This window comes from Lysinibacillus sp. EB271-A1-10B, from assembly GCF_058791335.1.
Genome location: NZ_JBYTDL010000010.1, coordinates 51,780 through 74,272 on the forward strand (window position 1 = coordinate 51,780; position 22,493 = coordinate 74,272).

Consider the following 22,493-nt stretch of genomic DNA (forward strand, 5'->3'; position numbering starts at 1 on the left):
ATTCCTTTCAATGATTAACTTGCTTGTTATGACGAGATATGAGGTTAAATAATAGAACTACAATGATTATTGCTACACCTGGATAAAGCATAAGTTCAGGATGTTGTCGAATATACTGTTTACCTTCACTTATCATCATTCCCCACTCAGGAGTAGGAGCTTGAACACCTAATCCAATAAATGAGAAGCCAGCAATTTCTAGAATGACTTTTCCTAAATCTAAAGAAATAATAGTCAGCATCGGTGCCATAATATTTGGCACGAAATGGCGTTGGATTAGCTTAACTCCTGAGGTTCCACTAATTTTAGCAGCTTTTATAAATTCTTTTGCGTGAACGCTTATAAATAAGCCTCTTAAAATTCTTGAATAATAAATAGTTTGAGTAAAAATAAGTGCCAATAATAGATTTCTTAAGCTTGGACCCAAAATACCTATAAGTCCAAAAGCAAGAACAAGCGTAGGGAAAGCTAATAAAATATCACAGATTCGAATAAATAAAAAATCAATTATCCCCCTTTTAAAAGCCACTATTGCCCCTATCCAAATAGCGAAAAAGGTTGCTACTAATTGAATAAATAAAGCTGATCCCAAAGAATAGCGAATGCCTAACAGTATACGTGAAAGTATACATCGCCCTAAATGATCTGTGCCGAGAGGATATGCCCATGAAGGTTCTAAAAACTTTTTAGAGACGTCTACCAAAAAAGGATCATGCGGCATGATAAACGGCGCAAAAAGCCCCAATATCCCAATAAATGTGAGAAGTGTTATACTAGTCAGTTGTTTACCATTTAAATTTTTGTGTAATATAATCACTCTACTCTCCCCCCCTCTCCATTTAGCCGAGGGTCAAGAACTCGATGCAATATATCAGTACATAAATTAGCAAAAACATAGATGATAGCAATTATTAGAACATAACATTGCACAACAGGATAATCCCTATTAATAATTGATTCTATTAAGTAGCGACCTAACCCTGGCCAGCTAAATACTTGCTCTACAATAACTGCCCCGCCTAATAAATTTCCAAGTGTCATGCCAAGCATCGTCGTCAACGGTATAGCTGCATTTTTGAAGACATGTCGACTGAGAATAACAGTTTTTTTTAAACCTCTTAAATATGCATACTGAACATAATATTTTTGTAATTCTTCTATGACACTTGTACGAATTGCTTGAACAAACAATCCAGTAGTTGGTAATGCCAAAGCCACGGCTGGTAAAATCATATGTAAAATAGTCCCTTTACCATTTGTCGGGAAAATGCCTAGCTTCAAACTGAATAAGTATAAAAGAAAAAAGCCTAACCAAAAAGTTGGGATGGATACACTGATAATAGATAATAAGCCAACTATCTTATCAAATACGGAATTTTTATAAAGAGCACTTATAATACCTAGAGGAATACTAAAGCAAATAATACATACAAATGCAGCTAGGGCTAATTCAAAAGTTGCCGGTAGTTTCTCTAATATTTCTTGAGCAACGGGTAATTTACTCACAAATGATGTACCAAAATCGAAGTACAACACACCTTTTAGCCATATAAAATATTGAATAGACAAAGGTTGATCAGTGCCTAATTCCGATCGTAGCGCCTGTATTGCTTCTGCTGTCGGGGCGACTCCTGACAGTCTAAGTATGACCTCCGCTGGATCTACTGGAACAAAACGAATAAATAAAAAGGTCATTATCGAAACCCCTAGCAAAACAAATGGTAATGTAATCACTCGTTTTAGACAAAAAAGCCAAGTTGATTCGTACATTTCTTTCATCACTTCCCAAGTCTTCATAGTGCAAAAAGAGAGGAGCCATAGTAGACCCACTCTCTTCTCATTCTCTTACTTTAAATCCATTTGAGCATAAGGAATATCGTATTCAGATGCACTAGGATTAAAATCTTTCATATGTTTATGGTAAATAACGTTATTCGTTTCATATGAAATTGGATAAAATAATGCTTGGTCATGGAACATTGTTAAAATATCTTTATACAATTGCACACGTTCCGCTTCATTTGTACCAATTAATAGTTGATGTATTTTGCCATCAATTTGTGCTGCGTTATCTAGGCCTAATTTCGCTTCATAAACGCCATTTGCATTCGGTGTTGCTGATTCATTTGCGAAGCTGTGTGGGTCTGTTGGTGGACCATTTGTGCGCCAGAAATTAATATCTACTTGATTATCCATTAATTTTTGGAGCCCTACCATTACATCAGCACCTTCAAGGTTTAATTGGACGCCTATTTTTGCTAATTCCCCTTGCATTAACTCTGCCATTGGTTTTTGGATAGCATCTGTTGCAATATAGATTAAATCTAATTGAAGAGGTTGCCCATTTTTGGAACGGATTTTATCACCACTTTTTAATGTCCAACCTGCTTCATCTAATAACTGCTCGGCTTTTTCTGGATTAAATAGTATTGGTTTTAAATCAATATTGGCATATGGAATAGCGTCCCAAAACAGTGTATTGGCAACTTTTTCTGTTCCATGGGTAATACTTTCAACCATTTGTTCTTTATTAACAGCGTGTTGAATAGCCTGACGTACTTTTAATTCTGCTAAAGGACCAGATTGAGTATTAAAAAGTAATGCACGTGTAGATAAAGGTTCAGATACTGCCGTTTTGTATTGATCGCTATCTTTTAAGAAAGTGTAGTTATCTAAGCTAATAATGCCTCGACCATAAATTAAGTCTAATTCTTCGTTTTCAAATGCTAGTGAAATAGATTCTGAATCAGGTATAATTTTCACTTTTACTTTGTCTACTAGTGGCTTTTCACCCCAATAATGTTCGTTGCGGCTTAAGAGTGCATATTGATCTTTTTTATATTCGGTTAATACCCATGGACCTGTTCCAACCGGAGCATTAATACCTTTATTAGTTGTATCTCCTTCAGGGAATCCGTTATCCCCTAAGAAGCGGAATGGTCGCACAAAAGCCAGTTCATTTAATACAGGGTAATAGGGCGCATCTAATTGTAGACGAATTGTATAGTCATCTTCTTTCACAACATCTACAATATGATTCACCATCCCCATCCAGGAGTGTGTATCACGATCTGCTAAAACTGCTTTAAAATTTCGAATAACATTATCAGCATTAAAGGCTGTCCCATCTGAGTATTTTACATCTTGTCTAAGATGAAATATGTGCGCTGTTTTATCGTCAGAAATTTCCCAGCTCTCCGCTAATTTTGGCGATATTGTTCCGTCATCGTTATACTCTACCAATGATTCATACACCATTGCTTGTGCAGTCATTTGGTTTGGTAAATAGGTATGCGGATTTAAAGGCCCTATATCTAGCGGCCAGCCAACTGTTATCATTTTTTCTTCGTTAGAAGTTTTACTTCCATTACCTTCACTCGAGCTTGAACAGCCTGCTAAAATGGTTAACATCAGTATTAGAATGAAAGGTAATAATTTTTTAAAAAATATCATTATGATTGCTCCTGTCTTTTCTTAGGTGTTAGAAAATTGATATCTGTATGTTTGTCCACCATACTACTAACTTGAAACTCAAAGTAATCGTCATGACTATGATTAGAAAAATGCATAAAAAAATCCTTATTCCACGTGAATAAGGATAGAAAAACTCATTATTAAAAGCCTTCCATCCATCTCCCTATCTTTCGTAGATCTACAATGAATCTTACTACAAGCAGGCATTCTGGCTTATGAATCTTCATTTTACTTCACCTTCCCAAGTACTTACTCAGTGGTATTTGAAGCAAAACTCCTCATTTACAGCTGCGGGACAGCATGGGATTTACACCCATTTTCCTTTAAATTAAGTGAAAAAGTTTTTTTCACTCAAACTTGTAATGAACCATATTAAATTTAGTATTAAACATAACACGCTGCAAAGACACACGTCAATTTTATTTTCTGAATATAATAAAGTTTTGAGATTTTTAAACATAGTTATAAATATTTATTCCACAAAAAAAGCCATCACACACTAGTGAGATGGCTACACTTCTATCGTTGATGTTTTTTTAACATTGATTCTGTAAAAGCCTGAGATTGTCCCTTTGGAATACTTATTGTTTGCCACTCAGAACCCTTTATTTGCTTAGCGATGTAAACGATTTGACCGACATGTTGAGAGTAATGAGACATTTGTCTTTCGATCGCATCTATCACAGAATGCCGTTCTCCCCTTATCGTTACAAATCCTTGTAAATCAGCTTCCGTTAAACCTTGTAACGCATCTAAAAATACTTGCCAGCCCTTTTCCCATACGTTCATAACCTCTTCTTTTGTCTGAAGGCTATCCGTAAACTCATCATCTCGATTTCTCGTTGCTTTCTCACCATCTGTCGTTAAAAAGTCCGTCCATCTCGATATCATATTTCCACTAATATGTTTTACAATCACTGCAATACTGTTTGAATCTTCATTATACGCCCAGTGCAATTGGGCATCTTCTAGTTGGTCGAGTGTTTTATCGCCTAGCTCTTTGACACTTCTAAATCTTTTTTGAACAACATTTATATACGTTTGCGCTACCGTCATTGTTGAACCCCCCGTCCCTTTTCCACTATTTTAATATAAACAGAATACAATGTGCTATTTTGGTAACTAATTGTTGTCAAAAATAAACCTATATTCACAGGGTGTTCTTTATCACCACTGATTGTTAGCCTTCACCAATCGAGCTTTTACAGGCAGCTTATCTTCCACCTAACTACTTTGCATTCGCTGAATTTATGTGGGGGATAAATTCCCTTGCAATAGCAACCATTTTTTCTTGTGCTTCTTGTTGATCACCATTTAATTGATAACCTATTTGATATACATAGCCATTATAATACGTATAAAACTCATTGGCTCTTGTACTAATTTGATAAATGCGCTTGCCTGCCGCATCATAATAATAGTATGAATACGCGAAACCTTTATCTGGTGTCATCGCTCGAAATATAAAGGATTCATGAAACTCAAACCTACATTCTTGATTTCCCCTGAAAAGTCCTGACTATCCTTAAATTTATAGTTTACTAAAGGATTATGATCCACATTTGTTACCGTAAAATTAATATATTGACGATCCACTCCAGTAAGAGACTTTTCTTTATAAGTAAATTGAAATAGCTTTTGCAAGCTACCGTCTCGCATCTCTGATGTTACCGCATAGACCTCCTGTATATTTGATTTAAACGGAAGATTTTTAGGGTCTATTAGATGGACAGCATCCCCCATAGTAGTCGCTACTGCTTGCATTGCCTCGAAGCCTTGAAGCGGTTCATAAAATTTTATATTTTCGCGGTGATGTAATTCATCTGCTATTTGAAGATACTGACTGAACGTTGTCTCTGTTCCTTCAACTTCTATTTGAAATAAATCGGTGAATGATTGTTTTTCTTCTTCATGAAGTATTTCTGTCGTTAAATGGTCAAATGGTTTCGAAGCTTGCCATGCAATAAATAGTAAGATAGAGCATGTCATCATGACGGCTAATGCACGATACGGCCAAAGTTGCTTTGATGGATACGGCTCTTGCTGAATTTGTTGTTGAACCTTTTGAATGATTGCTTCTTTATGTGCTGAGACATCCTTCAATACATGCATTGTATGCTTATCCATGGAAAAGTACCTCCCATTCAATATCATGAAGATCAATTTTTAATAATTCCTTCCCTTTTTTCAAACGTGATTTAACTGTACCTTCAGGGATTTCGAGTAGCTTAGCGATTTCTTTTATCGTCATACCCTCTAAATAAAAATACACAATGGGTTCTCGTAGCTTTAACGGTAATTTCAAAATGGCTTCATCAAAATCGTTTGTTCATCCTGTTGAATAAGCGTATCTTGTAGAACGGATTTTTGCTTAGAAAAAAGCTTGTGTTGAACTGAAATTTTCCGATATGCCCAGCTCTTTAAATAATCCTTACATTTATTAATGGTCATGCGTGCTAAGTACGCCCTCATCTCTTCTCTTTCTTCATACTACTTTTGATGATGATAAAATTTAATAAACACATCTTGAACAATATCCTCAGCTATTTGTAGATCTTTCGTATAGTAGTATGCGATACGAAATAAATGCTCTGTATGTAGTTCCATTAGTTGCTCTAAATATTCTGTATCAGACAAAATCTTTCCCTCCTTCTACACTATAAACGAGGCTACAAGTATAAAAGATTAAATTTAAACAAAAAAACCGTCTCTTCATTAATTGAGACGGTTTCCTTCGAGCCATTATAAATTTTCATCAATATATGTTTCTATATCTGATACAATCGTGTCAATAGGGACATCCTCTGGATTCTCTGCAAACCCTGAATACATTTTTACGATTACGCCATCTTTATCAACTAAGAAAAATTGATTCCCATGGACGACTTGATCGCTGTTAGGATCATTTCTGACGATTATTTTTGTTGATTTTACAGCGAACTGCTCGATATACTTTTGTGAATAACCAGTAAGTAGATTCCATTTTGATTGATCTGGAACATTATATTTTTTCAAATAATCAGCTAATACTTCTGGTTTATCAACGTCAGGATCAACTGAAAACGCAACAATATTATAATCTTCCACACCTTTTTTCTTCAGCTTCTCTTGAACTTGCGTCATATTAAAAGACATTGGTGGACAAATTGAAGTACAATTCGTGAAAATATACATACCTATCCACGGTTTTCCTTTTAAACCCTCTAAGGAAACTTTTTCTCCGCGTTGATTGACATGTTCAAAATCTGGTAATTCCAAACTATAATCTGCTTTAAACTTTGAATTTCCACACGCACTCAGCACAGTTGCTAATGCAAAAAGTAAAACAAGCCCAATTATTTTATTTCTCATCTTTAACACGCTCCCCACTTACACTATCCTCATCCTATCGTACGATGTAACTATTGACAAGGACACTCAAGTGACAGCTTTCGTACATCTTTGTGAAATCGATTTCACTTTAACGAAACAAGTGCATCATGAATGGCATCTAATTTCACTTCTACTCGGTGCAGTAAATAAAACGACACTAAAATAGGAAAACCGATATCCGATATCATGTTTAACCATTGTTCCATGTTAGTCCCTCCTTCGCTCCTAGATGAATAAGACTACTATTGCTGAAAATGGTCCTTGCAGTACATGCTGCAAAGACCATTTCTTGGCTATTCGATTTCTAAATTAAATTCTGTTACTTGACGATCAACGATACGAGCCCCAGTCATTGTAACTAGAGCGCCAGCTTGTCCTTCAAAAACATCTTTAGCGATGATCGTTTGCATGACCTTTTGAATTTCTTCCGCTGTTACCTTTGGCTTCGGTGCATCAATCGCAAATGTTGCCGTTTTCCCTGCTGCTGTTTCAAATTGCAGCTCTAAAACTTGTGTCATAGCGTTCCCTCCTTAGGATAAATCTGTTGTTTCTTGTTTTACAATGCTGTCTAGTGCGTGTGAAGATAGACTTGCAATGGCCTTTGCAACAGCTACTAAATCGTCTGCCGTATGCGTGCTGTTCAAATTGCGGTACGTTTTTGTTGTGAACATAGGCTCGTTTTGGACATCGTGTCCAGCGACATACTTTAAACGCAGTGTAGCACCTACGAAATTGACATTTGCCATGGAGGTCACCCCCTTTCTTACACAATATATACAGACTTATTGCTAAAAAAGGGACATTTAGGATGAATTTTTTTATGTAAGCTTTTATAATAGAGTGAGAGAAGGCAAAGAGGTGAACGATTTGTTAAGTGGTTGGTTTTTATGGTTTATCTTATTTTGGGTAGTTGTACTTATTTCCCTTATGGCGATTGGCGGATTTTTCATGTTCCGCAAATTTTTAAAGGCATTACCGAAGCAGGACGGTAAATCTGATTTAGATTGGCAAGAGTATTATTTAGATAAAACGATTCATTTATGGGGACAACCTGAGAAAGATCTTCTATATGAACTTGTAAGCCCTGTACCTGAGCTATTTAGACAAGTAGCAAAGGAAAAAATTGCAGGAAAAATTGGAGAACTTGCAATAGAAGAAAAGGCATCCGCTATTAACCATGATTTAATTATACGTGGCTATATTCAAGCAACGCCTAAGCGCGACCATAAATTTTTACGTAAGAAATTAGATGAAATGCAGATTGACATTTCTCCATATGAACATCTATTTGAATGAAGGTACGCTGCACAGAAACGTTGTGCAGCGTTTTTCTGCCCTTAGATAAGAATTACCATATATTCTTTTTTATAAGTTTTTCTTGGAGTCTATCCGTTGCCTTGGCTCTTCTTTCTGTCGCTTTCGCCTTTCATTCCATCGCTTGGATGACTTCTTCCGTCACTTCGGCATTTCTTTCCGTCGTTCTGTTTTCTATCCATCACTTTGATGATTCTATCCACAGCTTTCACCTTTCTATCCATATCTTTGACGATTCTGTCCGTCGCTAGATCTACTCTATCCATCAGCAAAAATGCATAAAAAAACTACACTAGATAAAATCTCTAGTGTAGTTCTTCCATTAATAATTCTTCAGCGGAATTGTTTTTTTGATTTTTATAAACTGAATAAGCATTGCGATTCGCCAAGGAAGTAACATCGCGAACGCTAGAATCCAAAACATTCCTGCTAATTCACCAATGTCAATGGAGTTACTTAATATTACTTTTGCAACTACACGGAACACTAACAGTCCTATCAGTATAAAAACGAATGCTTTTGAACGTTTTAAATAAATATCTTGGCCTTTTACTTCAAATTTAGAAGTAGCAATTAAGATTGTCGAGAATACCATGCCGACTGCTGCCGCTTCAAGAATTTGCATGGGTGGCACTCGAAATTGTTCGAATAAAAACATTAACGCACCTGTAGACATCGCTATAGGTGGAATGATAATTTTCTTCTCATTTGTCGGTTTCTTAGACGCCCGCATACGTATAACCATGACAAAGGTACCCATAAAAATGGCCATTATGGTCGAACCTATTACATAATAGTGAGAAGGGATATTGCTAAACATAAAAAATCCTCCTCTAATGTCATTAACAATTTTGTCCAAGTAATTGATCAACTACGGCTTTTAATCTTTCTGGCTCGAAAGGCTTTGTCATAAAATCCTTTGCTCCACTTTCAATTGCTTCCACAATTAACTTTTGTTGCCCTAAAGCTGTAATCATAATTATTTTTGCATCTGGAAATTCAGGGATGATTTCTTTTACCGCTGCAATACCTGTCATAACGGGCATTGTTACATCCATCGTTACAAGATCTGGTTGTAACTCACGATACATAGCCACAGCTTCCTTACCATTTGCTGCCTTACCGACTACCTCATAACCCCATTCAGTAAACATATTACTTATTGCAACACGCATAAAGAGCGTATCATCCACTACTAAAACTGTAGGCACATGTTCATCTCCCTCCACGTTAAGGTATGGTATGCCACTTTAGTTTAGCAGATTAGAAGCCTGTAAATCCACCGAAAATAGGCTCTAAAATGCGTGTTATATACGTTAATCCATCAAAGAATAACACGATACCAACGGCAATCATAATATAGCCACCGATTTTCACAATTTTTTGGCTGTGTGTACGAATCCAAGTCATACGTGCTATAAAGAAAGATAACAAGAAGAACGGAATCGCAAAGCCTAAGAAATAAGCTAACATATAGCTAAAACCTGAACTTGGATTTGCACTAGCTAATGCAATAATCGATGCTAAAATTGGGCCAGTACACGGCGTCCAACCAGCCGCAAAGGCTATTCCGATAAATACTGATCCCAAATAACCTGATGGGCGGTTTTTAAATTGGAATTTTCGATCCTTCATTAAAAAGTCAATTTGTAGTAATCCCACAATCATTAAACCAAATACTACGATTAAGATGGCACCAACCTGACGTAATAATGTTTGATAATTAAGGAAGAACTCTGCCGCCAACGATGCCCCTAGTCCAATCATAATAAAGATAATTGAAAATCCTAGTAAAAAGAAGAGGGTGTGCAAAATAGCACGTTTTTGCATCATACCTCGTTCAGCTTTTAGCTCATCTAATGTCATCCCCGTTATGTATGATAAAAATGCGGGATATAACGGTAGAGTACATGGTGAAATAAAGCTTAAAAAACCTGCACCTAAAGCTAAAAATAAGTTAATATCAGTTTCCATATTTTCTCACTCGCTCCTTACAGTTACTGCCTCCATCGTACCAAAAAACACTGTAAATTGCGCCCTTCCTGTTTGTGAACGTTTCATGGCAAAAAGGTGTTGAAAAAATGAAGTTCTATGAAGTTCTATTATACTAGTATACAAATTTATTATTCAAACTTATTACATCAACGTGATGTAGTTCATATACTTTTGCATTATGCGCTCCCCTTATATTATCTGTCAACAAAATTTATCATTTTTCCGCATTCCAAGTTATAACATTCTACGCCTATTCAAAAGGCACTAGTACAGTGCTTTCATGCAGGTGCACAGCTTTATTGTAGACTGTACAAAGTCTATACTGTTAAATAGTGAGAAAATTTCTTTTCTTCATGTATAATAAACAATAGAACCATTGATAGAGATAAATGAGGTGTAGTCCTTGGAATTAAGAAAAATTAAACCGAAAAAAATATATGAGGAAGTATCCGAAATCCTCTATGAAAAAATTAGAGGTGGCGAACTAAAGCCTGGTGACCGACTTGATTCAGTAGAACAACTCGCAGAACAATTACAAGTAAGTAGATCTGCCATCCGAGAAGCTCTTTCCGCTTTAAAAGCAATGGGGCTTATTGAAATTAAACAAGGCTCAGGTACTTTTGTTAAAAGTAATCAATTCAATCAGCACGATTTCCCCTTATCAACTGCCATTTTAACAAATAAGCAAGATATCTCACATTTGTTAGAAGTACGCAAAATTATTGAAGTGGGCACAGCGGCTAGCGCAGCCATTCACCGAACAGACGAAGACCTACAGTCAATGATGCAAATTTTAGATGAAATGAAACATGCACAAGGTAATGGTGAGCTAGGTGAAAAAGCAGATTTTCAATTTCACGCGGCCATTTCTGCAGCATCCCAAAATCCCCTACTTGCAACTTTATTAGACCAAGTTTCAGGTTTAATGATTGAAACGATGAAAGAGACACGACGAATTTGGTTGTATTCAAAAAAAATAACAAGTGAAAAGTTATATGATGAACATATGCAAATTTTCCTCGCAATAAAACAGCAAAATGAAGAACTTGCAAAACATGCTATGGCTTCACATTTAAGTAATGTGGAAGAAGTCTTATTGCAATATTTCGAAACAACAGAAACTAAAAAATAACCGAAGCTGCCTAGTTTTTATAATAGGCAGTTCTTTATTTTTTAGAAAATTTAAATTAAACACCTTTCATTCATCTGAAAAGTTGTAGTATTATAAACACAACACATTTACTCATTAAGTCATCAGATGACCTGTTGATTAGTAGTCGAGGGGTAAGAGAGACATAAAGGAGCGATTAATATGAAAGTTACACTTTTTGCAACTTGTTTAGTTGATATGTTTCAAGGTGATGTAGGAAAAGCTGTTGTCGAAGTTCTTGAAAGGCTTGGCTGTGATCTAGACTTCCCTGAAAATCAAATTTGCTGTGGACAGCCAGCCTATAATAGTGGCTATGTAAAAGAATCTAAAAATGCCATGAGAAAAATGATCACAGCATTTGAACATGCCGAATACGTCGTCTCCCCTTCTGGTTCTTGTGCTTATATGTTTAAGGAATATCCAGAAGTGTTTAAGGGAGATCCTGTTTGGGAGCCTAAAGCGCAAGCATTGGCAAATAAAACATATGAATTTACAGAGTTTATAGTAGATGTATTAAAGGTCGAGGATGTAGGCGCACATTTAGAGGGCAAGGCTACTTATCATACTTCCTGTCATATGACACGTCTACTGGGTGTTACAGAAGCACCGTTTAAATTATTAAATCAAGTCAAAGGTTTACGGTATGTCGAACTCCCAGGTAAAGATCGATGCTGTGGATTTGGCGGTACATTTTCAGTAAAAATGGGCAATATTTCGGGAGCAATGGTCAATGAGAAAGTACGGAATGTTGAAGAAACAGAGGCAGACATTTTAATCGGAGCTGATGCTGGCTGTTTAATCAATATTGGTGGCCGAATTAATCGACAAGGTAAGCCTATTAAAGTTATGCATATTGCGGAAGTATTAAATTGCCGCTAAGAGGGGGTAAAAGAAATGTCCATGAAAACAAGTGATGACCGCTTTAATCATCGAGTATCGAAAGAATTAGAAAATACTTTTATGCGCGGAGCAGTGTCAAGTGCACAGGAACGCTTTCAAACACGTCGGCTAAAACAAGCTGATGAGCTCGGACATTGGGAGGAATGGCGTTCTCACGGAGAAGAAATTCGTAAGCATGTACTTGCGAATTTAGATTACTACTTGTATCAGCTAAGTGAAAATGTCTCAAAAAGAGGTGGACATGTTTACTTTGCGCAAACAGCAAAAGAAGCGACGGACTATATTCAAAGTATTGCTAAAAAGAACAAGGCTGCTAAGATTGTGAAATCAAAATCTATGGTGACGGAGGAAATTGATTTAAATGCAGCTTTAGAAGAGCTCGGGTGTGAAGTCATTGAAACAGATCTTGGAGAATACATTTTGCAAGTAGATGATCACGAGCCACCCTCTCACATCGTTGCCCCAGCTTTGCATAAAAATAAGGAACAGATTCGTGATATTTTCAAAGAAAAACAAGGCTATGCGAAAAGTGAAAAGCCTGAGGAAATAGCTTTATATGTACGTGAAAAATTAAGGAATGAATATTTAACAGCAGATATAGGCATTACAGGCTGTAACTTTGCTATTGCAGAGAGCGGATCGATTACACTCGTGACGAATGAAGGGAATGCAGATTTAGTGACAGCCTTGCCCAAAACGCAAATTACAGTAATGGGGATGGAGAGAATTGTTCCTACATTTGAAGAGATGGAAGTGCTAGTAAGCTTATTAACAAGAAGTGCAGTTGGGCAAAAGTTAACAAGCTATATTACAACATTAACAGGGATCAAAGACGAGGGTGATACAGATGGACCAGAGGAATTCCATTTAGTCATCGTCGATAATGGGCGTTCTAATATTTTAGGCAGTGAGTTCCAGCCTATTTTACAATGTATTCGTTGTGCAGCCTGTGTGAATGCTTGTCCTGTTTATCGTCATGTTGGTGGGCATTCTTATGGTTCTATCTACTCTGGGCCAGTAGGTGTCGTTCTTTCGCCATTATTAGGTGGCTATGAAGATTTTAAAGAGTTACCATATGCATCTACATTATGTGGCGCCTGCACGGATGCTTGTCCTGTTAAAATACCGTTACATCAGCTTATTCATAGACATCGTCAAGTAATTGTTGAAAACGAGGGTAAAGCTCCTGTATCAGAAAAGCTATTAATGAAGGCCTTTGGTTTAGGTGCTTCTTCCCCTACCTTATATAAAATGGCGACAAAAATGGCTTCACCAGCAATGGCTCCTTTTACTAAAGATCAAAAAATCTCAAATGGTCCAGGCCCACTGAAAGCATGGACGGAAGCAAGAGATTTTCCAGCACCAAATAAAGATAATTTCCGTGACTGGTTTAAACACCGCCAAAAAGGAGGCGATGAATGATGGCAGGTACTATTGAAAATAGAGATGTATTTTTATCTAAAATTGCAAAACAGCTTGGGCGTGTGCCAAAAACAGAAATGGAGCGACCGACATGGCAATATCAACCTCAAGATCGTGTCCTAAAAGAAGCGACAAAAGATGAGTTAGTAGAGGTTTTAGTTGAACAATGCAAAAATATTCATACGGATATTGTCCTTACAAATACAGCTAATCTTCCTGCAGACTTACAAAAAGTAATTGAAAATTATGGAGGTCAATCTGTAATAACATGGAAAGACAAACGTTTTAAGCGCTTTGGCCTATCATCACTAATGACCGAGCAATGGCCTCAAGCAAATATTCAGCTGTACGAATGGGATTCGAAGCAGCCAGAGGAAAATATTCGACAGGCTGAAAAAGCTAATATTGGCATTACGATTAGTGAAATAACATTAGCAGAATCAGGGACTGCTGTACTTTTTAGTAGTAAGGATAAAGGAAGATCCGTCAGTTTTTTACCCGAGAACTCTATTATTTTAATTCCGAAAAGTACCATCGTTCCACGGATGACCCAAGCAGCCCGCCTAATTAGCGAAAAAGTCAGAACTGGCGAGCAAATTGCCTCCTGTATCAACTTTATAACAGGACCAAGTAATTCGGCAGATATCGAAATGATTCTTATTGTTGGTGTACATGGACCCATGAAAGCTACTTATATTGTGATTGAGGATCAGTAAATCTTGTTGAATGAAACTAAACCAGGCATACTTCACATTGTGAAGAGATGCCTGGTTTTATTCTAATGCTATATGCAAAGCGATACATTAATTTGTTACACTCTCAGTTACTCCTTTTTGTTCATAAAACTCTGGATGTGCTTCTTTTAAGACAGATGCTCGTAGCATAACTAGTGCTATCATAACGATAATAGCACTTGTGACAAGTAAAATAACCGTTGCCGGGAATGTATCATACAAGATACCGTAAACAACCATACCGATCGGCATCATTGACATTGCCATTGTTTCCATCAAACCCAATACACGTCCGCGGTATTCCTCTGAAATTAGCTTTTGCATATAAACCATAATCGGCATGTTAATCCCCATCTCAAAAATAGCGAAAATAAAGTAAATTACAATATAAAAGATAACCATCGTTAAATACGATAAATTCGTTATTAATGGGACAACCGCCAACCCTAAACTGCTAGCCAACAGTATTAAGCTGAATTTAGAAAAACGTAGTGGGGCCTTTACCTCTGCACGTGTTGCGAAATAGACGGAAGCAATAAGCATACCAACTGCGCCTGAAGCTTGTATAAAACCAAAATGATTTGCTTTTACTTTTAATAATTCAATAATAATGTAAGTCCCCCCTACAACGATGGCTGAGAAAAATAAATTAATCCATAACGAAACCCACATAATGGTTTTAACAACTCTTTGTTGCTTTATATAATGAAAACCACTAGAAAGCCCAGCCCACAACTTTTCCTTCTCTTCCGTTTTTCCCCTTGTACTATACAGAGTAAAATTCATTGTGGCTTCTAAGCAAAACGTAATCACATAGGCCACCATATGTACAAGTAAAAATGCTTCCATGGAGAAAAATCCATACATCACTCCACCGATTACTGGTCCTCCAATTGCTGCGATGGACACTGACATTTGATTAAATGACATTGCTTTTTGTAGGCGTTCTGGATCTACTAGTGTTGCGATTGAGGAAGAAAATGTTACACCCGAAAAGGCAGAGCATATTGTATTAAAAACTGTTGCAATATAAATAGCATACACCGACAAACCGACCATTTCTGTATAAAGTAGTAACCCAACAACGGTCAAAATTGTACCTGCTTGCGCTACTAAAATTGTGCGTTTCTTTGAATAATTATCAGCTACATAACCAGCCAAAGGCGCGACCAATGCACGAGGTAAAATGGAACAGATCATCGTTGTCGCAAAACTCATCGCTGACCCTGTCAGTGCCAAAATATATAAACCTATCCCAAATGATAAAACATGAGACCCTAACTGCGAGATCATTTTGCTAGCTGTAAATGTCCATAAATGATACGTCGCCTTTTTATACTTTTGCGCTTCATTCATCTAAAACCCCTCCATATTTTTAATTATGTTAAAAAGTTTAATTTGATTAAACAAAATATAACACACCTCCCCCTTTTCAAGCAAGCAAAAGTTTAATATAATTAAACAAAATGATATTACTCACTTTTAATGAAAAAGGAGGCAAGGCAGTGAACTCTTTAGGCACACGAATTCGCAAATTAAGGAAAGAACAAAAATTAACATTAGAGGCACTTGCCGGTGATCGTCTAACAAAGGGCATGTTAAGCCAAATTGAAAATGATAAGGCCAAGCCTTCGATGGAAAGTCTTGATTATATAGCGGAACGTTTAGGCGTCAAAGCAAGTGAATTGCTTGAACAAGTAAACCCCTCTTCCATACGTCATCTTTTAGAGCAGGTAGAAATTTTATTTGCTGAATTAAAACTTGATAATACAGATAATGCGAAGCAAATCGTAGAAATGATTAAGCCTTATATAGAAGATCTTTCGCTTAGTTATGAGGCTGGGCGTTTACTGTATATATATGCAGCAGCACAACATCATGCGAGATTAACGACATGGGTATCACCGCTTCAACAGGCACGCATGATGTTTAAAGAAATTAATTTACTAAGCCATTGGTTTGAAACTTATATATTAGAGTTGGGCATATTATCGGAAGAAAGAAACTACAAAATGGCTTATTCTTGTATTTTGCAGGCGAAAGAAGAGGCTGAACAGGAAAATTACCAATTAGATTCGCGAGATACTGTGAAAATGGCTTATTATATTAGCGTTTTTCAGTTAGCAATTGGTGAATATGAGGAAGGTAAACTGCTCATTTATAAGACCATTACCGATGCACATAAAAATCAATTTTACTCTTATATAGATGATATGTATCGTATTGGGGCGTTTTGTGCCATGATTGACCATGATTTCGAGCAAGTAGAGCATATGTTGAAGAAGCTTGAGCAGTATCGGATTTTTGCCGAACAAGTGAGTGTGGATGCTTTGATTTTCGTATTAAGAGCGCATTATTGTAACAATTACAAGCACGATTATCAGCAAGCACTAGAGGAAATAGAGCGTTTTGGTACACTTTTGAATGATAGCTCGGTTATTTTCGACAAAAACTTATACTATTCAGAAAAAGGTAAATCCTTGTATTTGCTAGGTCAATATGAAGAAGCTAAGGAAGCATTTGAACATTTCACAAACGTTCCCCCATTCATCTTACATCCATTTGACATATTAGGCTTAAATGAGTGTTTTTCCTATAAAGCGCTTTGCTATGCACATTTCGGTGAATTAACAACTGCCTACGAAATCGCCAAAATGGCCTATACGGATTCTCAAGATTTAATCGACCTACCTTATAAACAAAAAATTGAAGAAACTTATTTTTCAATTAAAGCACAAATAAATTCGGTTCAATAAATATTTAGGGATTGCACTTTGACATATGTGCAATCCCTATTTTTTAGCTCAATTTATTATTTCTAATTTCCTTCTGTATCTTGCGAAGGGCTTTTTTCGAACCGCGTTCTATATCATGCTGAAGCTTTCGATCTTTATAGTCCACAAACAATGTCTCTAAATCATATCCTTCTGGGTATAATTCTGTTGCTGGTAGCTCTAATGCTAAGCGTTTAACATTTACCTTTATGAATTCTCCCCCATAGAACACGACAACATTAAAGAAATTATCCATTTCTTCATAAACGATTCCAACGTCATCATGATCTAACAGCTTTACTCGATCTCCTTTTTTAAATTCATACTTTACTGTTGTTCTCACATTTTCAATTTTCGGCTTCCGTATTTTACTATCACTTACTCGTTTTAAATGATAATCCTTACTGTCAATATAGCCTTTAGCCCTTTGTAATACTGTTTCACGTATATTCATTTTCTTTGAAATCCATAGAGCATTACTCTCTCCAGATGTTCCGATCATTAATTTGTATAATGGTTCTAATGTTTCACTATTAAAACGCATAGCCGCATTCATAAAATCACTATGCATTTCAGAGAAACGCTTAATTTCTCCATAATGCGTTGTCGCCACTGTAATACAGCCCATATGATAGAACTCCTCCAAGATGGAAATGGCCAGCGCTGCTCCTTCATTTGGTTCCGTACCGCTCCCTATTTCATCAAACAGCAAAAGAGTATTATTATTGGATGCCCTCATAATATCCGAAAGGTTTTTCATATGGGATGAAAACGTACTAAGTGCATTTTCAATACTTTGATTATCACCAATGTCTACAAAAACATGATCGAATATAGCTATTTCAGTTCCTTTATCCGCAACAATATGGAAGCCTGACATTGTAGCCAATGTTAACAAGCCAATGGTTTTTAGGACAACTGTTTTTCCGCCAGCATTCGGCCCTGTAATGATTAGGCTACGATAGTCTTTACCAATTTCGAAATGAAGTGGCACCGCCTCACCTGTTAACAGTGGATGCTTACAATTGATGAGCTTTATATAGCCAACATCGTTTAAGCTTGGCTCTACGCCTCCAATATGCTTGCTAAACTTGGCTTTAGCAAACACCATATCATATTGGCTAATTAACTCCATGTTAATGTTGATTTCACGGATATTTTCCATCAGGAGCCCCGATAATGTCGCCAAAATCTGATATTCCTCCACCGCTTCCTCTGCCTTCAAAGTGGCCAATTCTACATTTAATTTAGCGACAGCACTTGGCTCCATAAAGACCGTAGCACCTTTTGATGAAATCTCTACTACCGTCCCTTGCACATGATTTTTGTAAGAAGCCTTAATAGGAATCGTGTATCGATCATCCTTCTTACTTATAAAAAATTCCTGGATATATGTTTTATTTGCACTACTATTCAAAAATTTTGTTAAACGGTCTTTAATTTTTTCCTCTGTTGTTTCGATATGATTTCGGATACGCTTCAATTCTCTGCTAGCAGCTGAATCAACACGATTTGCTTTAATCGCAAAATTAATTTCCTCTTCCACACTTTTAAATTCAGACATCGAATTAGCATAGGATGCAAGTACGGGTGCAAAAAACTCCTTTTCCAGCATAAATTTTTTAATTTTTCTACAGCCTCTTAAAAAGTCTGAGATGCTAACTAATTCACTTGGTTCTAGAATGATCCCCTTTTCAAGTTTTTGAATGGTATTGTCAATATTGGATACCCCTAAAAATGGGACATGACCTTCCGCATCTAAAATTGCTCGTGCCTCAGTCGTTTCATTCAAACGATTTTTAACAACTGTCAAATTTGGGCTTGGCGTTAATTTATCTAATAACTGTTTACCTAATCCACTGACACAGTATGATTTAACGATATCCTTCAATTCATTGTATTGTAACTTCTCAAAAGTAGTATGATTCATTGTTACTGTCTCCTCACTATGATTTTCTAGAATCATTCATGAAGACACCTACTCATTAGATAGCAATGATGTTTATCAATTTGCCTCGGCATAATTGCGTCCGGAATCGGCTTTGTGCTTAGGCCTGACGAGGGCCGACACGATGTCGGTCATTTCGGTAATTCCACAGGACGTGACGTTTTTACCGATGCAGGTCAGTTAGCCGTTATCGCATGGATGCGATGATTTTAGGCTAACATCCTAACTGAACTCCTCACCGATTTTGCGACATCCCCGGAGGCTTCAACTTCTTTCAGCGGGTGTTTGGACACCCACTGAAAGAAGTTAAAAAAGACAAAAAAAGCTGCGGGAGAACCCACAGCTTTACCATTACAAGGCATGTGTAAAAAGCATCATGAAAAGACCTCATCAAAGTGAAGCACATTCAGACCATTACACGCTTTATAAAGTATTGTAGGTATCTTCATAGGTATCGAAATAAATCCACGACTAAATAAAGGGTGATATACTGACATAAATCCCCTGGTGTCATTAAATTTATTTCTTTAAGTTGTTCCTATTTAGAACCTACCGCACTCATCAAAAGCACCTCTCATTAATTATCATTGTTATCTAATTTGTCATCATCTTACTATATGCTGGTAAAAAAGTAAAGGTACTTATGTTTGACACGACTTTAAACTTGAGAAAAACTAAAAAACCGAGTTAATTTACAATACGTGTAGAATACTTTGCTATAATCAACCCAAGATATATAATTATGGTTCATCAAAAGGAGGGATAATAATGAAACAAGTAGCTCTCCATCAATTGCACACAGAACATAATAAACGAATAGCAGAATTTCATAAAAACCATGAAATTGAAATTCAACGTGGTGAAAATGGGAACGGTTTGTTAGCTAAATGGGAAAGATTTTTTTATAACAATGTAATTTCCCCTCTGAAAAATGTGAAATAATACCACCTATTAAATGAATTGTCATCCTTGTACGGTTCATTTTTGTTTCGCATTTTAAGTCAAATACGCATTAATCTTTATTCTTATTCAACTAAATTGTTCCATCATTTAAATAAAAATAAACCACTGTATCCAACTAAAAAGCATCTTTAATGATGCTTTTTTATCTTTTCTTAATGCTTCAACTGTGAAATAGTTAGATTTTTTATACAAACTAAATAAGGATTTGCTCTACGATTTTCAAATGCTAAGTTCTTATGTAACTCAAGCCAACGATACCAATAGTAGGTAACTATCCAAATAATACGTACCAACATCTTGAAATCGTTCCATTGTTGCAGATCACAAAATATAAAAAGAAAGACGCATACATACGTTAGACTGAAGTAAACTATATTATAAAAACACAGATGATTTTGTGCTTTATTAAGTTTTATTTGACTCTTCAAATGGAGTTGGATAATTACAGGACAAGGTAGGAATTAAAAAAAAGAAGGAGAGATACGATGTTCGATCAAGTTGCGTATTTTATTTTTCAAGCCCTGCTAATTCTAACGGTTTTGGTTGTTGTGATTGGAATCCCTCTTGGGGATACACTGTTAAGAAAAAAATAAGACTGCATCCAAATGGATGCAGTTTTTTGCTTTTACATTTTGCCTCGTTTCTATAAAAGATTTAGGGATTGGTGAAAAGTAGGGACCATATTGAAGTAAAGACCTGTTATTTTAATGATTTGAACATTAAAGAAACACTCTAAAAATATAATTTCTTTTTAACACATAATGGAGGATTCGTGATTAATTTAGCTTTCGCTATTCCTTGCTTAAATCTTACATTGTTTAACCATTCAACAAGTGCATTTGCATCATAATTAGGGTGAATTCTTTCCCCATTTTCTAAAGCCCAATATTTTGTATTCTTTTCTTCGTCAAAAACCCAATTTAGAAAGTCCTCCTGAATATTGTTCATCTTCCTACCTACTTTTGTTGAACAAGAAATGTATTGAATAAAATCGTCACCAAAATCAATTTTTATAATCATAAAACTTTAACTCCTTAAAATCGTCTTGAAATTAACTATTATAGCATTCCTTATTAAACTCTTCTGCCCCGTTAATGTTTAATAGCAACAAAACAGCAATTTCAAAAAGAAAAACAGTCCCAAAGAAGGAAGCTCCTTTAGGACCGTTTTCCTGTTATTATCTCATTTCACTAAATTTAAGCGATAGGCAAGGTACTTTTGCCATTTCTTAACGTGTTTAGTTTGCCAATAATCATAATCATTACTTTTTAAAATTGATTGTTATAGTGGTGAAAAAAGCCATTCATCAGGGTCTGTTCGACCTTTCTTCATTGTTAGTAACCTCAATTAATAGTTTCTATACGTGTGAAATGCTAGGATACTAGCCCATTTCTAAAGAAACATTGAAAAGGCAAAAAGCTCTTTGCCTCCCCCTCACATTGCAGGGACTTTTCTAAAAACACAAAAAAGTAGTACAAACCAAAGACATGGTTTGTACTACTTACATTCATGTATTTATTTTTGCAGATTTATGATGAGCCCTTCTCGTTTCAATAATTTTCGATCCTGAAAACAGTAGTAACGCTGCCCAAATAATGCTAAATGCTAATAGCTCAATTTGACTAAATGGCTCCTTATAAAGCACAATCCCTAACACTAACACTATTGTTGGCGATACGTATTGAATAAAGCCTAATAAATAGAGTGGAATATTTTGTGCACCTTTCGCAAATAAAATTAACGGTATTGCTGTCACGATACCACTTAAAATCATGAGCGTGTCTGTCTTCACATCTACATGTAAAAATGAGGCTTGATTCGTTGTAAAAAGGTAAATATAGTACCCTAATGCAAACGGCAAAATAAATAACGTTTCAATGGCTAGACCTCTTGTCGCGTCAAGCTTAATTTTCTTTTTCAGAACACCGTAAATAGCGAAGGATAAAGCAATAAGAAGTGCTACCCATGGAATTGATCCATAATTAATCGTTAAAATAATGACAGCAATAAAAGCAATTCCTGTAGCCGCCCATTGCGCACGAGTAAGTGCTTCTTTAAAGAATACAACCCCAAAAATCACTGATAGTAATGGGTTAATATAATAGCCTAAGCTCGTTTCAATTAAGTGATTATGCGTAACTGCCCATATATATAAAAACCAGTTCATCGAGATAACTAATGAAGCCCCAACAAGCTGCCAAAAATGCTTTTGATGTGACCACAAATATTTTAAGTCTGCGAGAAGTTCCTTGCGCATTCCTAATACTATTACTGCTAGTACTGTAAAGACAAAGGACCAAATGACGCGCGATAATAAAATTTCCATACTCTGCACATGCTCAAGTAATTTCCAATAAAGCGGAAATGCACCCCAAAGAGCATAAGCTAAAAATGCCGCCATAACCCCTTTTTTCTCATTTGACATTGCCTCTAACTCTCCTACTCCA

26 protein-coding genes and 1 riboswitch are annotated in these 22,493 nt (G+C 36.2%); of the genes, 7 read left to right on the forward strand and 19 right to left on the reverse strand.

The window, feature by feature from the left end; translation table 11 throughout:
- Positions 1-7: 7 nt before the first annotated feature.
- From AC3WSK_RS14460 to AC3WSK_RS14515, 12 genes are all read right to left on the reverse strand, one after another.
- On the reverse strand, positions 8-817 hold the full coding sequence (locus tag AC3WSK_RS14460) for an ABC transporter permease subunit (protein ID WP_240518195.1): 810 nt from the start codon (positions 815-817) through the stop codon (positions 8-10).
- Positions 814-1,797, reverse strand: coding sequence for a nickel ABC transporter permease (gene nikB / locus AC3WSK_RS14465; protein WP_492414189.1), 984 nt, complete (start codon positions 1,795-1,797; stop codon positions 814-816). The genes AC3WSK_RS14460 and nikB overlap by 4 nt, the downstream gene beginning before the upstream one ends.
- Before the next feature lie 48 nt (positions 1,798-1,845).
- The gene (gene nikA, locus AC3WSK_RS14470) at positions 1,846-3,453 is read right to left on the reverse strand and encodes a nickel ABC transporter substrate-binding protein (RefSeq protein ID WP_492414159.1); all 1,608 of its coding nucleotides are present in this window, start codon (positions 3,451-3,453) and stop codon (positions 1,846-1,848) included.
- 202 nt (positions 3,454-3,655) lie between these two features.
- Positions 3,656-3,850: riboswitch (cobalamin riboswitch) on the reverse strand.
- Between the two features lie 143 nt (positions 3,851-3,993).
- On the reverse strand, positions 3,994-4,530 hold the full coding sequence (locus AC3WSK_RS14475; protein ID WP_079560135.1) for a DUF1572 family protein: 537 nt from the start codon (positions 4,528-4,530) through the stop codon (positions 3,994-3,996).
- Positions 4,531-4,702: 172 nt separating this feature from the next.
- The gene (locus AC3WSK_RS14480; RefSeq protein ID WP_492414160.1) at positions 4,703-4,927 is read right to left on the reverse strand and encodes a hypothetical protein; all 225 of its coding nucleotides are present in this window, start codon (positions 4,925-4,927) and stop codon (positions 4,703-4,705) included.
- Positions 4,924-5,601, reverse strand: coding sequence for a hypothetical protein (locus AC3WSK_RS14485; RefSeq protein WP_492414161.1), 678 nt, complete (start codon positions 5,599-5,601; stop codon positions 4,924-4,926). Before AC3WSK_RS14485 ends, AC3WSK_RS14480 begins: the two co-directional genes overlap by 4 nt.
- The gene (locus AC3WSK_RS14490) at positions 5,594-5,746 is read right to left on the reverse strand and encodes an RNA polymerase sigma factor (RefSeq protein ID WP_427484459.1); all 153 of its coding nucleotides are present in this window, start codon (positions 5,744-5,746) and stop codon (positions 5,594-5,596) included. Before AC3WSK_RS14490 ends, AC3WSK_RS14485 begins: the two co-directional genes overlap by 8 nt.
- A 218-nt stretch (positions 5,747-5,964) precedes the next feature.
- Positions 5,965-6,111, reverse strand: coding sequence for an RNA polymerase sigma factor (locus AC3WSK_RS14495; protein WP_240518192.1), 147 nt, complete (start codon positions 6,109-6,111; stop codon positions 5,965-5,967).
- A 105-nt stretch (positions 6,112-6,216) separates the two neighbouring features.
- Positions 6,217-6,825 carry an SCO family protein gene (locus AC3WSK_RS14500; protein ID WP_492414162.1) on the reverse strand — a complete coding sequence of 203 codons (609 nt, stop codon included), beginning with the start codon at positions 6,823-6,825 and terminating at the stop codon, positions 6,217-6,219.
- Between the two features lie 104 nt (positions 6,826-6,929).
- Entirely contained in the window at positions 6,930-7,052 is a 123-nt protein-coding gene (locus AC3WSK_RS14505) for a YvrJ family protein (protein ID WP_082337366.1), read from the reverse strand.
- 87 nt (positions 7,053-7,139) lie between these two features.
- The gene (locus AC3WSK_RS14510; protein WP_492414163.1) at positions 7,140-7,364 is read right to left on the reverse strand and encodes a DUF2922 domain-containing protein; all 225 of its coding nucleotides are present in this window, start codon (positions 7,362-7,364) and stop codon (positions 7,140-7,142) included.
- 12 nt (positions 7,365-7,376) lie between these two features.
- On the reverse strand, positions 7,377-7,592 hold the full coding sequence (locus AC3WSK_RS14515; RefSeq protein ID WP_492414164.1) for a DUF1659 domain-containing protein: 216 nt from the start codon (positions 7,590-7,592) through the stop codon (positions 7,377-7,379).
- A gap of 121 nt (positions 7,593-7,713) precedes the next feature.
- Here AC3WSK_RS14515 and AC3WSK_RS14520 point away from each other — a divergent pair, with 121 nt between their 5' ends.
- Positions 7,714-8,142, forward strand: coding sequence for a DUF2621 domain-containing protein (locus AC3WSK_RS14520; protein ID WP_079560130.1), 429 nt, complete (start codon positions 7,714-7,716; stop codon positions 8,140-8,142).
- A 340-nt stretch (positions 8,143-8,482) separates the two neighbouring features.
- On the opposite strand, the gene AC3WSK_RS14525 is transcribed toward AC3WSK_RS14520, so the two are convergent.
- The 3 genes from AC3WSK_RS14525 to AC3WSK_RS14535 are packed head-to-tail and all read right to left on the reverse strand — an operon-like array spanning position 8,483 to position 10,134.
- Positions 8,483-8,980 carry a CcdC family protein gene (locus AC3WSK_RS14525; RefSeq protein WP_079560128.1) on the reverse strand — a complete coding sequence of 166 codons (498 nt, stop codon included), beginning with the start codon at positions 8,978-8,980 and terminating at the stop codon, positions 8,483-8,485.
- Between the two features lie 22 nt (positions 8,981-9,002).
- Positions 9,003-9,371: a response regulator gene (locus tag AC3WSK_RS14530; protein WP_249071955.1), complete on the reverse strand. Its 369-nt coding sequence runs from the start codon at positions 9,369-9,371 to the stop codon at positions 9,003-9,005.
- 52 nt (positions 9,372-9,423) lie between these two features.
- Complete coding sequence (locus tag AC3WSK_RS14535; protein WP_079560126.1) at positions 9,424-10,134, reverse strand: cytochrome c biogenesis CcdA family protein; 711 nt, start codon at positions 10,132-10,134, stop codon at positions 9,424-9,426.
- A 424-nt stretch (positions 10,135-10,558) separates the two neighbouring features.
- Here AC3WSK_RS14535 and AC3WSK_RS14540 point away from each other — a divergent pair, with 424 nt between their 5' ends.
- The 4 genes from AC3WSK_RS14540 to AC3WSK_RS14555 all read left to right on the forward strand — a co-directional run bounded on the left by AC3WSK_RS14540 (position 10,559) and on the right by AC3WSK_RS14555 (position 14,343).
- Complete coding sequence (locus AC3WSK_RS14540) at positions 10,559-11,287, forward strand: FadR/GntR family transcriptional regulator (RefSeq protein WP_492414165.1); 729 nt, start codon at positions 10,559-10,561, stop codon at positions 11,285-11,287.
- Positions 11,288-11,467: 180 nt separating this feature from the next.
- On the forward strand, positions 11,468-12,184 hold the full coding sequence (locus tag AC3WSK_RS14545) for a (Fe-S)-binding protein (RefSeq protein ID WP_079560124.1): 717 nt from the start codon (positions 11,468-11,470) through the stop codon (positions 12,182-12,184).
- Positions 12,185-12,199: 15 nt separating this feature from the next.
- Positions 12,200-13,627 (forward strand): LutB/LldF family L-lactate oxidation iron-sulfur protein, encoded by a 1,428-nt coding sequence (locus AC3WSK_RS14550; RefSeq protein ID WP_079560123.1) that lies wholly within the window; start codon positions 12,200-12,202, stop codon positions 13,625-13,627.
- Positions 13,627-14,343, forward strand: coding sequence for a LutC/YkgG family protein (locus tag AC3WSK_RS14555; protein WP_079560365.1), 717 nt, complete (start codon positions 13,627-13,629; stop codon positions 14,341-14,343). Before AC3WSK_RS14550 ends, AC3WSK_RS14555 begins: the two co-directional genes overlap by 1 nt.
- An 87-nt stretch (positions 14,344-14,430) precedes the next feature.
- On the opposite strand, the gene AC3WSK_RS14560 is transcribed toward AC3WSK_RS14555, so the two are convergent.
- On the reverse strand, positions 14,431-15,717 hold the full coding sequence (locus AC3WSK_RS14560; protein WP_079560122.1) for an MFS transporter: 1,287 nt from the start codon (positions 15,715-15,717) through the stop codon (positions 14,431-14,433).
- Positions 15,718-15,866: 149 nt separating this feature from the next.
- Here AC3WSK_RS14560 and AC3WSK_RS14565 point away from each other — a divergent pair, with 149 nt between their 5' ends.
- Entirely contained in the window at positions 15,867-17,117 is a 1,251-nt protein-coding gene (locus AC3WSK_RS14565) for a helix-turn-helix domain-containing protein (protein WP_492414166.1), read from the forward strand.
- 43 nt (positions 17,118-17,160) lie between these two features.
- Here AC3WSK_RS14565 and AC3WSK_RS14570 read toward each other — a convergent pair whose 3' ends face one another.
- Positions 17,161-19,065: an endonuclease MutS2 gene (locus tag AC3WSK_RS14570; protein ID WP_492414167.1), complete on the reverse strand. Its 1,905-nt coding sequence runs from the start codon at positions 19,063-19,065 to the stop codon at positions 17,161-17,163.
- A gap of 786 nt (positions 19,066-19,851) precedes the next feature.
- Between AC3WSK_RS14570 and AC3WSK_RS14575 the strand changes: the two genes are divergently transcribed.
- Positions 19,852-20,025: a hypothetical protein gene (locus AC3WSK_RS14575; protein WP_170938889.1), complete on the forward strand. Its 174-nt coding sequence runs from the start codon at positions 19,852-19,854 to the stop codon at positions 20,023-20,025.
- 753 nt (positions 20,026-20,778) lie between these two features.
- Here AC3WSK_RS14575 and AC3WSK_RS14580 read toward each other — a convergent pair.
- Together AC3WSK_RS14580 and rarD are read right to left on the reverse strand one after the other, a co-directional pair.
- The gene (locus tag AC3WSK_RS14580; RefSeq protein ID WP_079560120.1) at positions 20,779-21,066 is read right to left on the reverse strand and encodes a hypothetical protein; all 288 of its coding nucleotides are present in this window, start codon (positions 21,064-21,066) and stop codon (positions 20,779-20,781) included.
- A 487-nt stretch (positions 21,067-21,553) separates the two neighbouring features.
- Positions 21,554-22,471, reverse strand: a complete 918-nt coding sequence (gene rarD / locus AC3WSK_RS14585) for an EamA family transporter RarD (protein WP_079560119.1) — start codon at positions 22,469-22,471, stop codon at positions 21,554-21,556.
- Positions 22,472-22,493 lie beyond the last annotated feature (22 nt).